The sequence below is a fragment of the Paenibacillus illinoisensis NBRC 15959 genome (assembly GCF_004000925.1).
GTDB classification, from domain to species: domain Bacteria; phylum Bacillota; class Bacilli; order Paenibacillales; family Paenibacillaceae; genus Paenibacillus; species Paenibacillus illinoisensis.
This window is the reverse complement of the sequence record NZ_BIME01000009.1, coordinates 155,551-169,863: the sequence shown is the minus strand read 5'-3', so window position 1 is coordinate 169,863 and position 14,313 is coordinate 155,551. Positions and strand designations below refer to the sequence as shown.

At 49.3% G+C, this 14,313-nt stretch carries 14 protein-coding genes; 6 read left to right on the top strand and 8 right to left on the bottom strand.

Going from position 1 to position 14,313, the window contains the following annotated elements; translation table 11 throughout:
• Window positions 1-331: 331 nt before the first annotated feature.
• Complete coding sequence (locus PIL01S_RS20825; protein ID WP_127539180.1) at window positions 332-1,387, bottom strand: lactonase family protein; 1,056 nt, start codon at window positions 1,385-1,387, stop codon at window positions 332-334.
• 271 nt (window positions 1,388-1,658) lie between these two features.
• On the opposite strand from PIL01S_RS20825, the gene PIL01S_RS20820 reads away from it, so the two are divergent.
• Window positions 1,659-2,510: an AraC family transcriptional regulator gene (locus PIL01S_RS20820; RefSeq protein ID WP_164764299.1), complete on the top strand. Its 852-nt coding sequence runs from the start codon at window positions 1,659-1,661 to the stop codon at window positions 2,508-2,510.
• Between the two features lie 139 nt (window positions 2,511-2,649).
• Entirely contained in the window at window positions 2,650-3,333 is a 684-nt protein-coding gene (locus PIL01S_RS20815) for an S-layer homology domain-containing protein (RefSeq protein WP_127539178.1), read from the top strand.
• Window positions 3,334-3,454: 121 nt separating this feature from the next.
• Here PIL01S_RS20815 and PIL01S_RS20810 read toward each other — a convergent pair whose 3' ends face one another.
• Together PIL01S_RS20810 and PIL01S_RS20805 are read right to left on the bottom strand one after the other, a co-directional pair.
• Entirely contained in the window at window positions 3,455-4,081 is a 627-nt protein-coding gene (locus PIL01S_RS20810) for a nitroreductase family protein (RefSeq protein ID WP_127539177.1), read from the bottom strand.
• Window positions 4,082-4,295: 214 nt separating this feature from the next.
• Complete coding sequence (locus tag PIL01S_RS20805; RefSeq protein ID WP_127539176.1) at window positions 4,296-4,754, bottom strand: Rrf2 family transcriptional regulator; 459 nt, start codon at window positions 4,752-4,754, stop codon at window positions 4,296-4,298.
• A 418-nt stretch (window positions 4,755-5,172) separates the two neighbouring features.
• On the opposite strand from PIL01S_RS20805, the gene PIL01S_RS20800 reads away from it, so the two are divergent.
• Window positions 5,173-5,898, top strand: coding sequence for an MBL fold metallo-hydrolase (locus PIL01S_RS20800; RefSeq protein WP_127539175.1), 726 nt, complete (start codon window positions 5,173-5,175; stop codon window positions 5,896-5,898).
• Window positions 5,895-6,467 carry a TetR/AcrR family transcriptional regulator gene (locus tag PIL01S_RS20795; protein WP_127539174.1) on the top strand — a complete coding sequence of 191 codons (573 nt, stop codon included), beginning with the start codon at window positions 5,895-5,897 and terminating at the stop codon, window positions 6,465-6,467. Before PIL01S_RS20800 ends, PIL01S_RS20795 begins: the two co-directional genes overlap by 4 nt.
• An 86-nt stretch (window positions 6,468-6,553) precedes the next feature.
• Here the strand turns inward: PIL01S_RS20795 and PIL01S_RS20790 are convergent, their stop codons facing one another.
• Complete coding sequence (locus PIL01S_RS20790; protein WP_127539173.1) at window positions 6,554-7,687, bottom strand: hypothetical protein; 1,134 nt, start codon at window positions 7,685-7,687, stop codon at window positions 6,554-6,556.
• A 301-nt stretch (window positions 7,688-7,988) separates the two neighbouring features.
• On the opposite strand from PIL01S_RS20790, the gene PIL01S_RS20785 reads away from it, so the two are divergent.
• On the top strand, window positions 7,989-8,474 hold the full coding sequence (locus tag PIL01S_RS20785) for a CcdC family protein (protein ID WP_174818718.1): 486 nt from the start codon (window positions 7,989-7,991) through the stop codon (window positions 8,472-8,474).
• Window positions 8,475-8,589: 115 nt separating this feature from the next.
• Here PIL01S_RS20785 and PIL01S_RS20780 read toward each other — a convergent pair whose 3' ends face one another.
• The 4 genes from PIL01S_RS20780 to PIL01S_RS20760 all read right to left on the bottom strand — a co-directional run bounded on the left by PIL01S_RS20780 (window position 8,590) and on the right by PIL01S_RS20760 (window position 12,751).
• Window positions 8,590-9,609, bottom strand: a complete 1,020-nt coding sequence (locus PIL01S_RS20780) for an NADP-dependent oxidoreductase (protein WP_127539172.1) — start codon at window positions 9,607-9,609, stop codon at window positions 8,590-8,592.
• Between the two features lie 257 nt (window positions 9,610-9,866).
• Window positions 9,867-10,616 (bottom strand): type I methionyl aminopeptidase, encoded by a 750-nt coding sequence (map, locus tag PIL01S_RS20775; RefSeq protein WP_127539171.1) that lies wholly within the window; start codon window positions 10,614-10,616, stop codon window positions 9,867-9,869.
• 518 nt (window positions 10,617-11,134) lie between these two features.
• Window positions 11,135-11,953 (bottom strand): serine/threonine protein kinase, encoded by an 819-nt coding sequence (locus PIL01S_RS20765; RefSeq protein ID WP_246058502.1) that lies wholly within the window; start codon window positions 11,951-11,953, stop codon window positions 11,135-11,137.
• Between the two features lie 144 nt (window positions 11,954-12,097).
• Window positions 12,098-12,751 (bottom strand): MerR family transcriptional regulator, encoded by a 654-nt coding sequence (locus PIL01S_RS20760; protein ID WP_127539169.1) that lies wholly within the window; start codon window positions 12,749-12,751, stop codon window positions 12,098-12,100.
• A gap of 496 nt (window positions 12,752-13,247) precedes the next feature.
• Between PIL01S_RS20760 and PIL01S_RS20755 the strand changes: the two genes are divergently transcribed.
• Entirely contained in the window at window positions 13,248-14,201 is a 954-nt protein-coding gene (locus tag PIL01S_RS20755) for an L-lactate dehydrogenase (protein ID WP_127539168.1), read from the top strand.
• The last annotated feature ends 112 nt before the right edge of the window (window positions 14,202-14,313 follow it).

The following is a 14,313-nucleotide window of genomic DNA, read 5'->3' as shown; positions in this document are numbered from 1 at the left end:
CTATTCCGGCAATTCGCAGCGTCCTTCTCCAAGACAATCGATTCAACATAGAATAATAGCCTCCCCAAATGGAATTGGTAAGCCCGTTGTCTTCTTAGCGTCATCTTTATGTAAGCGCTTTAATATTTCCATTCTAAATTAAACATTTAATTCCATCTATAGGTCTAAATTAGTAATTTCGTGTCGTAAGCACTTTGATTTTGTATTCTTCGGAATACCTTGAACTCCCGGGATACGTTGAATAATAAAAAATAAAAAGACCATGCTGGATCAGGTCCATGCATGGTCTTGAGTTAATCAGATTTGAATCTGCTCATTGCAGCACTGCAGCTTATACCACAGGCGTAATGCATACCGGACGGGACACTTCGAGCTTAAATCCATTGTGCGTCAGACGACCATCTTCCCCATCCATTTGAAATGCAACAATATTGTTGCTATCCTGATTGGCCACGAGCAGAATCCCGCCTGGCAGCAAATTGAAGTTACGAGGGGTCTGACCGATGGTCGACGTCCATTCCACGGCTTCCAATTTTCCGGATTCCTGATCAATATGATACAGCACGATGCTGTCATCGCCGCGGTTGGAAGCATACAGGAAACGGCCGCAAGGGGATACACGGATATCTGCAGCTGTTCCTTCTCCCGAATGCCCTTCAGGTAGCGTGGAGATATGCTGCAGCGTATTGAACTCACCTCTCCGCTCATCATACATGAATGCGGTAACCGTGTTGTTCAGCTCATTAATGACATACGCCCATTTCCCACTCGGATGGAAAACCAAATGTCTTGGACCTGAACCAGGAGGCTGATTCGTCTCGCGGTGTGTGACCAGCCTTCCTTCTTCCATACGGTAAACAATAATCTGGTCGAGCCCAAGGTCACATACGACCGCATACTGTCCAGACGGGTCCGGCTGTATGGAATGAGCATGAGGTCCTTCCTGACGATCATCGTTCTTCCCTCTGCCCGTATGTTCAACCAGTGCACTCATCTCTTCAAGCGTCCCTTGATCCCCTACCGGGAATACATTCACACTACCGCTGCTGTAGTTCGAAGTTAACACCCATTTGCCATCCTTGGTGACCGACACATAGCAAGGAGAAGCCCCTTTGGTCAGCTTGCGATCCATCAGATGCAGTTCACTCGTTGCCGCATCCCTGCGATATACCAGTAACTCTCCCTCATCGGTTTCACTCGCAACGTACAGACAGTTAGCATCTGGGCATAATGCAAGATAGGATGGGTTGTCCACACCCTCTGTGTGACTGACGATTCTCATCTCACCTGTATCTGCATCCAGTGCGCACAGCACAATCCCTGGTTGATCTGCTGATGCATAAGTTCCTGTATAGAAAAATGTTTCATTCGCTGCTGCTCTTTCCATATTTATCATCTCTCCTTCTCTTTTCCAATTCCATGTCTATCTCTCTTCATGAGTCGGTTCATGCTCTAGATTGATTGATGGTTCCACTATAATGTACTTACCCAATTCACCGGCTTCTGCTTCATCGGAACAGACGCAACGTTCTCAAGATCATGATATTTCTGTGAACGCTTGCATATTCGACATTGACTCCCCCATCCTCCCTCACCATAATACAAGTATGAGACCTTACAACCATACAACCACACTGCGCAAATCTGCTGGATTCCCTATGCAAAAACTCGTTGTACTGCCTGATCCACTGCTCGAAGAAGCAGCACGATACCCCGTTACTTCAGGGCTGTACGTTACTGATATCGGATATTTCCATGAAGCGGAGCATCATTACCGGGATCGGCCTCAAGGATGTGACTCCCATATTCTCATGTATTGCGTACAAGGAACAGGATGGTACGAATTAGATGGCAGCAAACCACAAGTTGTACATGCAGGTGACCTGGTCATTTTGCCTGCATATATGGCCCACGTTTACGGGGCTAATGCGGCCGAACCCTGGAGCATCTACTGGATTCATCTGCGCGGCGAACATGCTTCTACCTATATTGAACTGCTCCTGGCCAATAAAATCTCTGCCATCGCTCCTTCCAAAGCCCCCAAATGGCTGGAACTGTTCCATGAATGCTATGATGCACTGGAAACCGGGTACTCCCTGCAAGCCATGATATACGCTTCGCAGATTACAGGCTATATGCTCGGTATGCTGGCCTATGGTCAGGGAACAGGTGCCAGCATGATCAGCAGCAAACGAGCGGCAGAGCAATCGATCCAGTATATGCTGGAACACCTGGAGCGCGGATTGACGTTAAAGGAGCTCGCCGCACAGGCCCAGTTATCGGCACCCCATTATTCACAACTGTTCAAGCAGGCAACCGGACATTCACCCATAGATTATTTCCTGCGACTCAAAATCCAGCATTCCTGCCGTTATCTTGATTTTACGGACTGGACCGTCAAACAGATCAGCTCTGAGCTGGGGTTCAAGGACCCTTATTATTTCTCACGACTGTTCAGCAAAATGATGGGACGTTCGCCCACGGAGTATCGCAACAAATCCAAGGGCTAGTTATGGATTCCCTTGTTACTTGAAATAATACGAATCATCTGTTGGAAAAATGCAGCAACCTTTTTTAGACAAGGGTCGTCTATAGGGGCAAATAGCTTTTATACAAAGGGACTCCCTAGAAAAGTGAGGCGATTTCAACATGAAAAAAAATATACTAGCCACTATTACTGCCGGAGCACTGCTCACACTCTCCCTGAGTGCTGGCCCGATTAACGCTGCTCAAGCCCATTTTACTGACCTTCAAGGTATTGCAGGTGCTGACAAAATTGAAGCTCTGCATCAGGATGGATTGATCAAGGGAGTGAGCGACAGCTTGTTCAAACCGGAACAGCAATTAAATACTGCACAAGGAGTGCAGCTGATTACCGATGGTCTCGATCTGAACCTGGATGCCATTCGTTTTATCAAACAACCGCTCCCAAGTGACACCTTCAGCAACGTCAAAGACGGTGTATGGTACAGCGATGCCTTCGTTCGTGCCCAGTATAATGGAATTCAGATGCCCAAGGACATCGATCCGGCTACAGAAATGACACGTGAACAATTCACTCTGTTCCTGATGAAGGGAATCGAAGCCAAAGGCGGCCTGCCGATGATTAATATCAAACCGGTAGAAATTACAGATGAACAGGAGCTTACTCCAGAGTATCAGGGTGCCGTTCAGCGCTCGCTGGTTCTTAAAATCAATACGCTTGATGCGGATGGCAACTTCAATCCGAAGGAAACCATTACTCGCGCAGAAGCGGCAGTTATGATGTACAATGCCATCGAATACATGGAAAGCTTCCATGCTCCGCAAATCCCGGAAACACCTGAGAAATAAGAATTGCAATGAAGAGATGGAAAGGATGGGCGGCTGAGCTACCCAATCCTTCCTGCCTCTTACAGCAAATAGCCGCATGCTCCCTGAGAGGGCATGCGGCTATTTTTAATATGAATATATCTTAGAACGAACCTCTAACTACGACATCAGACAATGGTAAACGACCTGCCGGACGAGCCGGTTGTGCCGCTTTACCTACTGTGATCAGCATGATAGGAATGTAACGAGGAGGAATGTTAAATGTTTCAATCAGTTGCTGCGGGTTGTAACCACCCATTGGGCATGTATCATAGCCAAGGGAACGCGCAGCCAGCATAATGTTTTGCGAAGCCAAAGAAGCATTGCGGATCGCTTCGTCGCGAGCCGTTTGCTGGCTTTGATAAGCACCGTTGATTTGACCAACCAACGCGTCGCGAATTTCAGGCTTCAAGTAGCCCGCTTCAACAGCCTGATCATAGATGACTGCATTGCGATTGGCTTCGAGGTCTCCGAGTACAGCGATCGTAACGGAGCTTTCTGTGATTTGACTTTGGCCATAAGCGATCGGCAGCAATTTAGCCTTATCCGCTTCGGATTCAATCACAAGGAATTTCCAGTGCTGCAGGTTCCATGCAGACGGAGCTTCAGAAGCTGCAGTCAGGATGGCAGTGAGATCCTCCTCTGGCATAACAAATCCGGCTTCATATTTCTTGACTGAATGACGTTCGTTAATGACGCGCAGTGTTTCATTGTTTTCAATGCTGGACATTCATTCCACTCCCCAAAATTGTTTTTTTATTATATCTTATCATTTCTGTTGTTTCATTTATGTTCGCAAGGCCATATCAAGTGATCTCTACGAGATACCCACCTTCCGAAAATAACATCAGCGCAGAGGATCGCACCCATCTGTGTTCACGTTATGCCCGGACTCTCCTGAAACATCCATGAATCTCATTTCCCCGGGACAACGTCCATGCCAATTAACTGTTCGACGACAATTCATTCTTGGACGAAGAGCATGCTTCCCCATTTCCGATACGATGCTTCACATCCTCAATTGATATGCTGTCGAAATAGGAAGTTAGCGCATCCTCACCGCCATCATAGATGCTCCCCATGACATCCTGCATGTTAGAGGAGACGATGCAATTGGAACCGGACTCTCCGGAACACCAATTGGGCCCAAGTGAGCCGCCGGCAACCAGACGGTACAACTCCCCAAGCTTGATCTCCTCGCTCGGACGACTGAGCAGGTATCCGCCGTGAGCACCTTCCTTGGTGGTCAGATAACCATTCTTCCGCAACACACTAAGAACCTTGCGTACTCTCGCCGGGTGCGTACCGACGCTATGGGACAGGTCTTCACTGTTCGCCATGCACTCATCCTTCATGGACAGAAAAACCAGACAATGGACGGCAATGGTAAATTCACTGTTCATCACTTACTCCCTTCCCGGCAGCAATCACCGATGTGGTAAAACACAAGGTAAGTTCAACTGTTATTATAGGAATAACAGTTATGTTTGTCAACTTCTGCTCCCCCGTTCAACCAGGCCTAGGATTCCCTGTTATAGCAGCATTTATGGTCCTCAAACAGAACAAGGTCATTTTACTAAAGTAACCGCTTTTCTATACAAAATGAACAAAAAAGTGAGCCAATCGCATCGCGAATGGCTCCAAAAAGATAGACATATGAAAGGGCTTACGTCATCATTATAATCGGTATTTCTCAATTTGAAAACGCTTTTTTTGTAAAGAGGAAATTTTCCTCAAAATTTTTTATTTTACAGGGCATCTTGCAAAAACTAATGCCATTAGTTATATTACTAATACCATTAGTTTTAGGAGGCCAATTGCATGAGATTAACTCGTGAACATGACGTTATTCAAATTTCCTTTCTCCCCCGTCTTTTCCCTGTGAACGTCTATCTTGTAGAAGAAGAAGATGGTGTAACCGTCATTGATGCGGGGATGCCATTTAGTCTGAAGGGGATTCTTGCAACCGCCGAGTCCCTTGGTAAACCGATCACCCGGATTATTCTGACCCATGCCCATGGCGACCATGTCGGTGCTCTGGATGGCCTCAAGGAGGCAGTTCCTTCAGCGGAAGTCTCTATCTCCAGCCGGGATGCCAGGCTGCTGGCCGGAGACGCTGCCCTGCTCCCCGGAGAACCCCAGACCCCGGTACGCGGCAGTGTGCCGAAAGGCATCCGCACCCGTCCGGACCGGCTGCTGGAAGACGGCGATCGCATTGGCTCCCTGATCGCGATAGCTTCACCAGGCCATACGCCAGGGCATATGGCCTTCATGGACACGCGCAGCCGCGTGCTCATTGCCGGCGACGCGTATCAGCTGCATGGCGGCCTCGCCGTCTCCGGCCGTGTGCGCCCGCTCTTCCCGTTCCCCGCGCTTGCGACGTGGAACCGGGAACTGGCTCTGGCCAGCGCGAAGCACCTGGCCGAGCTGGAACCGTCCGTGCTGGCGGTGGGCCACGGACGGATGTTGCGCCAGCCAGCGGCCGCCATGCGTGCGGCTGCGGCTGATGCGGAGCAGCGGCTGCGCCCTGCCGGGGGGCACCTGTGAGCCCGCGGCAGGGGCTGGATCGCGGCACACTGCTAAGTGCCGCGGCCCAGCTTGCCGACAGCGACGGCTTCCAGGCGCTGACGCTGGCCGCACTGGCCCAGCGGCTGGACGTGCGCTCCCCGTCGCTGTACAACCACATCAGCGGACTTCCCGGGCTTCGCCAGGAACTGGCGCTGATGTCTGTACTACAGCTCAGCCAGGCACTTGCCGCGGCTGCCGCTGAACGCACGGGCGACGAGGCCATTCAGGCCATCGCCGCAGCTTATATCGGCTTTGTCCGCCAGCATCCAGGGCTGTACGAAGCCTCGTTCCACGCTCCGGATATCCATGAACCGGAGCTTGCCGAAGCCAGTGCAGCTACGCTGGACATTCTGCTGCATGCATTGCAGCCCTACCCGCTCACCGAAGCCGAAGCGCTGCATGCGGTGCGCGGATTAAGGAGCCTGTGCCATGGCTTCGCATCCATTGAAGCCCAGGGCGGGTTTAACATGGATTTCGATTCCAATGAGAGCCTGCACCTGACTGTCCAGGCCTTCCTTAACGGGCTGCAGCATTTGCATCAGAACTGACTCTACACCGTAAATATCTGAAAAGGGATGCAGCACTACACTGCATCCCTTTTTACCTTCGGCTTTTCTCTCCGAACGGTCTTTCCCTATGGCCACACACGCTCTTCGGCTTGAACTTCCTTCAGAATCTGTTTCATGACAGGCACGTACACCTTCCAGTAAAACATATCCGGTATTTCTTTTCGATTCGGTGTAAGCCAGTCTCTGATGACATCCCATCCCTTGATCCTGCGCCAGAATGAGTAATGCTCCATCTCTCCGAATGAACCTGTCATATAATACGACTGATAATCTCCATCATTACGAAGGATTGCCGGAAAATCACCCGGAATACCGGCATTAACCAGCTTCTGTCGTCCTTCTTGAGTCAGGCTCGTTTTATATCTTGCCAGTATCGATTCTGGCGAATCCGGCACGACAACATCGAACCAGCTGGTATATTGGAACTCCTGCTGAATGCCGCTCCACTGCCTGCCTTTCTCCGTAAAGGACAGCTTGATCTCCGCTGCCCCGACATCCTTGCCGCCACGCAGCACGATGACCCGGCCATCTTCATGCACCAGGAGAATACCCTTTCCGGAGTATGGCCAAGCCTGCCCAGCAATACGCTCATAATCCATACGTACCTGTTCAGGCACTTGAATTCGGCTCTGCAGATTGGATATATATTTTCCCCGCCACCCGCTGCTCTTCAAGCCCAAAATGGGTTGCAGCTGCTCCCTGACGTTATCCGACGTCCATAAGGATTGTGTATTATACTCTGCAACGACTGCGACCCCTCTGCTGGCTGCTTCGCGAATTTTAAGGACATCATAAACCGTTAATCCTGCGTCCTCTTCGGCTTTCTTCGTTCTGAAACTAACAGGAGGCGCAGCGTTTGTTTTCGATAAAGCCAGATAGATCAGATCGGTTTCAGTGACTTCGTCCGGAAGTTTTTTCGTTATTGGAGAAGCATGCTCTAGGAGGTTAACCTCATCCTCGTTTTCGTCATAAACGTATCGTTCTCCAGTCTTCTGTACAATCTTTTGTTGATTTAACAGCCAAACCAGGCCCTTATATCCCGGAGAAGGTGCATTAGCATTTGTTTTGTCTATTATCATGATGTTCAGCAGCACTGGTGCTTGAGATTGCCACCAGATCCAGGGGACAACCAGACCGACCGATATCACTGTCAGACAAGCCAGCAACCATAAGGTTAGCGGCCTGTGGTTTCTTTTCATGCTGTGTCTTCCTCCCAGGGTGTCTTGCTTGCTCACTTTGTGCATCGATATCGTGCTTGATTACCTGTTTTGCCCTTGTTCGCATAAATGCACCTGCATTGGACAAAATAATACAAATTTTCAATGCCAAACTGTGTTAATCTCGTTATACCGTATTCGGGCAAATGATGCACTAAGCATTCTATCGGCTTTCTTGGTTTGTGATATAATAGAATCTATATATAGAAACATTAAATTCTATGATTTGTTTGATGATCCGGATGTACGGAACATATATTATTCCAGAAAGAGGGATATTTTCGTGGCTCAAATCAGTCCGTCTTACCTTCAGATCGGTGCAACCCTGGGTATGCTCATCATGGCATTGCTTGCCATTTTCATTCGGTTGAAAGCCAGTCACAGGCCGGTGACCATACGCAAAATTCTGATTCCCCCGCTGGGCATGAGTACCGGATTTTTGATGTTTGTTGTCCCGGAAACGCATATTCCACTATGGTGGGCTGTCATTGCATTTTTGGTTGGCTGGTTCATCTTCTCCTATCCTCTCATTCGCAGTACCCGGTTTGAAAAGGTAAACGAGGAGATATTCGCGACCCGTTCCCGCAGCTTTGCCTTCATTCTGCTTGCTTTGCTGGCGGTACGTCTGATCCTGCATGAAGTCATTCAGCAGTACGTTACCATTCCGCAAACAGGCGGATTATTCTTCCTTCTGGCCTTCGGCATGATTGTGCGCTGGCGGGTATATATGTACAAACACTACAAAGAAGTTGTCGCTGCATCGGCTTGAGCCTAATTAGCGACGACGTCAAAAAAGACACGTTCTCGGCATGTAGGCATGCGGAACGTGTCTTTTTGTTGTTTATCTGGCCTTGATTCCATGGCACATAGAGTAGCGCACGATCTTACTCGGGATCTGCAACTTTCACCAGCTGTTTACCCAGATTATCTCCCGAGAACAGCCCCATGAAGGCTTCAGGTGTTTGTTCAAATCCCTCTACAATGTTCTCCTCATACTGAATGAGACCTTCCTTCATCCATTTTGCCAATTTGGCGCGTCCTTCTTTGAAGGATTTGGCATAGTCCCCGAGCAGAAATCCTTTCATCAGCGCCGTGTTGGTCAATAGCAGCGTCTGCGGTCTCATGCCGATGTCCGGCTTCTCCAAATTGTATGACGAAATCTGCCCACACAGCGGAATACGTGCATTTCGGTTGATATGTCTGAGTACCGCATCCGAAATGTCACCGCCAACATTGTCGAAGTAGACGTCTACCCCATCTGGACATACCCGTTCGATCGCTGCGGACATGTCATTCTCCCGCTTGTAGTTGAGGACCACATCAAACCCGAGCTTTTCTTTCAGATATGCGCATTTTTCGTCAGAACCTGCGATTCCAACCACTCTTGCTCCGACAATCTTGCCGATCTGACCGGCGATCATACCGACGGCTCCCGCTGCGCCGGATACCACCACCGTTTCGCCATCCTTCGGTTTGCCGATATCCTCCATGCCAAAATAAGCCGTCAGGCCCGTAAGGCCGAGGGCACCAAGATAGGCTGTAAGCGGCGCTTCCTCCGTATCGATCAGCGAGAGATCTCCCGTGTTGACAGCTGCATACCGCTGCCAGCCCCACATGCCGGAGACGAAGTCACCTTTGCGCAAATTGGGTTCTGACGAGTCCACCACTTGTCCGATGGCCCCACCTTTGATCACTTCATTCAGCGCGTATGGAGGTGCGTAAGACTTCGTATCCTTCATACGGCCCCGCATATAAGGGTCAACCGACAAATATAATGTACGCACCAGAACCTGTCCTGCTTCCGGTTCAGGGAGCGGCGTATGAATGAATTTGAAATTATCCCTGGATGGTGCACCTTCCGGACGGGATGCTAGTACGATCTGTTCATTTTGAGACAACTTCATGACCTCCTTGTTGCCAGTGGCCTGCGTATAACCCTTATCATCGTATATGTTATACCACCAGCACTATATGTTATCTTTTCGAGCATTTGGACATAGCTGATCTGGAAGCCACCGTTAGCAATTCAGAATCCCCATGATGCTTTCTGTATCCCATATGCCAAATACTGACTCTTAATAGTTTAAACCGAAACAGGCGGATCACAAACGTGGGCCGCCTTGAAAACATCAAATCTAATTCTATTGCCATAATTGATTCACTATTCCTGCGCAGTCAAAATTACAGGACCATCTGCTGTGATGGCAATGGTGTGCTCGTATTGAGCAGACAGGCTTCCGTCCTGCGTACGGGCTGTCCAGCCATCCGCATCCAGCTTGCTGCGGTACGTTCCGATGTTCAGCATGGGCTCAATGGTAATGACCATGCCTTCTTTGAGGCGGGGACCACGATGCGGTGGACCATAGTGAGGCACCTGTGGTTCTTCATGCATTTTCTCGCCAATACCATGACCGATAAACTCACGTACGACAGACAAGCCCTCCCCTTCAGCATACGTCTGAATGGCATGGGAGATATCACCGATCCGGTTGCCAACTACGGCAAGCTCAATGCCTTTGTAGAGGGACGTTTTGGTGACATCCAGCAGATGCTGGGCTTCCGGTGTCACTTGACCCACTGCATAAGACCACGCAGAATCGGCCAGCCAGCCATTCAGATTCACGACCATATCAATCGTAACGATATCGCCTTCTTGCAGTACGTATTTTCCCGGAAAGCCATGACAAATCACGTCATTTACAGACGCGCATGTCGCATATTGGTACCCGTTGTACCCTTTTTGCTCCGGTGTTGCGCCATTTTTCTTCATAAAAGCTTCTGCGAACTGGTCAATCTCCTGGGTGGTGATCCCTGGACGAATCATTTTCGCGATTTCTTTATGGCACGCGGCGAGAATTTCGCCCGCCTTTTTCATATTCTGTATTTGCTCTTTGCTTTTTAACGTAATCATTACAACTTCTCCTGTCCGTTAAGATCTTATCCTGTCTTCTATTGTAACGCGAAACGCACAAAATAAAAAATTCGTACAATCTGTAAAGCACCAACATCCTATTATACGCCAACCTCGTGTGCAATGAATACCACATTCCATAAAAAACACGAAACCCTCCCCCCAAAGGCTGCGTATATGCTTAAAACGGAAGACGAAAGGATGATCTTGCATGTTCAAAAAAATTATTGGCAAACTCCTTGATTCGAAATCTTCATCACACCGAAGGCGCTATAGCTCCTCGGACAGACGCTCCTATAAACGCTACAGCAGCTCCTCAGGCAAACGAAGCTATAAACGATATTCATCGTCGGATATGAAATACAGGGATAACCGCCATGGCTCCGGTTATTACAAAAGCAGAAAGTACAGCTCCAGCTAATATGGTGCTGCAATGATGATATACGCCAATAGGGGATGTTCAGCCAGCCGTATCTCACGGTAGCAGAACATCCCCTATTGGCGTTTCCGATTCACTTTTAATAAGAATCCAGCAGGCGTTCTATCTCGGCCTGTAATTCAGGTGCTCCTTCTGTGTATCCCGGGCGAAGCCCCAGCAGTCTCTCCAGCATGTGGTGCAAACCAGGCGTAAGCTTCAGCTCTTCCTGCCAGCTTGCAGGTGCCTTGCCCTTCTCCGGCTCATATGCCGAGTACAGCATAAACAGAAGAAAGTGTCCCAGATCCTGCAGATCCTGATCAGGTGCAGCCTGCTCATCCTCCGGCATGGGCAGTTCCCGCATTCTTCGCTTCAGCTCAGGCAGCAACGGCTCCCCCATACGCCGTGCCAGACCGAAGTCAATCAAATGTACGCGCTCATCACGCAAAATAACGTTGGGTATCCGCACATCCCCATGGATATATCCCCGCTCGTGAACATGGATCACAGGCTCCAGCAGTTGGAAAGCCAGTGCCAAGCATTCCTGCTCTGTATACTTTCGGCCCTGTTCAAATATACACTGTTCCAGTGTCTCTCCCCGGATATACTCTGTGGAAATGTAGCTTCTCCTCTTATATATAAATGCATGCAGCAGCCTCGGGATGGCCGGGTGATCCATCCGGCTCATCACGTCCGCTTCCCGTTCCAGCAACCGGGCAGAAAGTCTGCCTTTGCTGGGCTTCGATTCCTTTAACGCCACTTCCTTGCCATTCAGTTCGTCGATACACAAATAGGTGAGTCCATAACTCCCCATACCAAGCAGCTCCTGAATTCGGTAACGTCCCGAGATCAGAGAACCTTCTCGCCGAGGACGGTCTGTCCACAGACCCACAAATCTTTGCCAGCTTCGTTGCAGCTCCACTTGTCCTCCCACACTGGCGACTTCTGAACTTCACGCGACCCTTCACAGGCACATTCGAGCAGTCGTAACAGCCAGTTTTCCTGTTGTACTATGGAGCCTATTATATCAGGCTGCCTGCACGAAATCACGGCAGCCCCTCTGCCGTCACGCTTCCTTGTGTTTCTTGGGCAGCAAGCCAAAGAGCATACGCAGCGAAGTTCCTTTCGGTTTGCGTTTACGGCCCTGGAAGCTGCGCAGATTGGTGACCAGTTCACGATCCCGTTCTTCTTCCAGCTTCTCATTCATCCATAGACGCTGCTTCTCCATCTGATCCTGGAGAGCCGTATGCGTATCAGCAAGCTGCTTCAGCGTTAACTCCAGCTCATCCACCCGCTGCTGGAGCATTTGCACACGATCATCCTGTGGCTCGATCATCCCGAAGGTCACTTCATTCACAAGCTGACCCAGACCTTCATAGGACCGGAGATGGCCATTCGGCTCCGTTTCTTCAGAGAATACAGCAGGCAGCACGGCTGCTGCACATTCCTTCTCAGAAGTCATCTCTACTGTGCTCTCTGGCACATTCGGAGACAGGACCGTCACCACGGCATCTGCAAGCGGCAGGTTATGTTCCCTCAGCTCCGTCATTAATCGTTCAATGCACTGAATATCGTCCGATCTGAACAATCTGGACTTGTTGGCGGAACGCTCGAATCGATATCCCTGTTCCTCAAGTGCTGCCGCATATTTACGAAGAGTACTGGCTCCTATGCCCAGGCTCTTGGCCGTTTCCGTCGTTGCTCCTGCTTCTTCAATCATCATTATTCCCTCCCGGAATGAAGTCTTTTGAATTCGAAATGGTGGCTTCAGCGTTCCCTTCTGGAACTGTCATCGGATCGGGTCAACCTGTCTCATGAACAAATGGCTTTTGTTTAGCTTGCCATAGGTATTCGTCAACGTCTGGCTCGATCCCTTTGGCGGTTTTGTTCTGTTTCTGGGGATTCATAAGAAGTTTTGTCACGTCTGTTATTCGTAAAAATCTCTCTTATTCCGACATGGAGGAGGAATGCTGTCACAATCGAATTATGCTGGTGCAGACGCCGTCGGTTTATGAAAACAGGATATTCATGTCAATTTTGTTAACCCCACTACTCCAATACGCTCCCGCGACAGAGGATATCATTGCTGCACTGCTTTTCCATGTGTTATCTTATGTAACGTAGAAACGGATTTCGGCATAAATTAAAGGACTATACTTAACATATGGCTTAAAGTCAGGACAATTACATGATTAGGATATGGGGGTTGAACGGCAGTGTTAGGCAAATCAGGTAAAGTGGCGGTTATCGGGGCGGGTCTTGTAGGCTCAAGTTGTGCATATTCCATGATTAATCAGTCGATATGCAGGGAAATCATGATGGTGGATCGGACGTATGACCGTGCTGTTGCCCAGGCGCTGGATTTCTCGCATTGTATGGATTTTACACATAATCGTACCAAAGTATATGCCGGGACATATGCAGATTGTGGAAACATGGATGTCATTGTTCTGACTGCAGGAGCCAATCCAAAAGCAGGCCAGACACGTCTGGATATTCTGGAGGAGGCCGAATCGATTGCAAAAGACATCGTCCTCCCCATCATGGATAGCGGATTCAACGGTATCTTTGTCGTCGCAGCCAATCCGGTTGACATAGTAACTTATATGGTATGGAAATTGTCCGGCCTTCCACGTGAGCATGTCATTGGTACAGGGACTTCCATTGATTCCTCCCGGCTCAAAACGCTGCTATCCGAAGTGTTTTCAATCGATCCGCGCAGTGTGCACGGATATGCTCTCGGAGAGCACGGGGAGTCCCAATTCGTAGCCTGGTCCCACGTGACGATTGGAGGCAAACCGATCATGCACATCATGGAACAGCATAAGGAACGCTTCAAACACCTGGATCTCGATGATATTGCCCGCAAAACCAAAGATGCCGGTTGGGAAATCTTCACCCGCAAAGGTTCCACCCAATTCGGGATTGGCAATGCACTGGCTCATATTACACGTTCCATCCTTAATGATGAACACAAAATCATTGCCGTATCGGCCATTCTGGAGGGAGAATATGGTCAGAAGGGCGTCTGTGCAGGCGTTCCGGCCATTATTGGAGGAAACGGGATTCAGGAAGTCATCGAATTGAATCTGGACCCATCCGAGCGTGAAAAATTCGAGCGTTCCTGTGAGATTTTAGCGGGCAATATTAATCGCCTGACCTTGGCCTAATTGTTCCATCAGCCTTACAGACTCATTCCAGAATTGAAAAGCAGGAACAATCAAACAGGCCAGCGACCTCCTGCTAGGAGAAATCGCTGGCCTGTTTGGATTAACATCTCAG

Excerpts from the sequence above, each read along its gene's own strand:
- PIL01S_RS20825 (WP_127539180.1), bottom strand. The coding sequence starts at position 1,387 with ATGGAAAGAGCAGCAGCGAATGAAACATTTTTCTATACAGGAACTTAT.
- PIL01S_RS20820 (WP_164764299.1), top strand. The coding sequence starts at position 1,659 with ATGCAAAAACTCGTTGTACTGCCTGATCCACTGCTCGAAGAAGCAGCA.
- PIL01S_RS20815 (WP_127539178.1), top strand. The coding sequence starts at position 2,650 with ATGAAAAAAAATATACTAGCCACTATTACTGCCGGAGCACTGCTCACA.
- PIL01S_RS20810 (WP_127539177.1), bottom strand. The coding sequence starts at position 4,081 with ATGTCCAGCATTGAAAACAATGAAACACTGCGCGTCATTAACGAACGT.
- PIL01S_RS20805 (WP_127539176.1), bottom strand. The coding sequence starts at position 4,754 with ATGAACAGTGAATTTACCATTGCCGTCCATTGTCTGGTTTTTCTGTCC.
- PIL01S_RS20800 (WP_127539175.1), top strand. The coding sequence starts at position 5,173 with ATGAGATTAACTCGTGAACATGACGTTATTCAAATTTCCTTTCTCCCC.
- PIL01S_RS20790 (WP_127539173.1), bottom strand. The coding sequence starts at position 7,687 with ATGAAAAGAAACCACAGGCCGCTAACCTTATGGTTGCTGGCTTGTCTG.
- PIL01S_RS20780 (WP_127539172.1), bottom strand. The coding sequence starts at position 9,609 with ATGAAGTTGTCTCAAAATGAACAGATCGTACTAGCATCCCGTCCGGAA.
- map (WP_127539171.1), bottom strand. The coding sequence starts at position 10,616 with ATGATTACGTTAAAAAGCAAAGAGCAAATACAGAATATGAAAAAGGCG.
- PIL01S_RS20760 (WP_127539169.1), bottom strand. The coding sequence starts at position 12,751 with ATGATTGAAGAAGCAGGAGCAACGACGGAAACGGCCAAGAGCCTGGGC.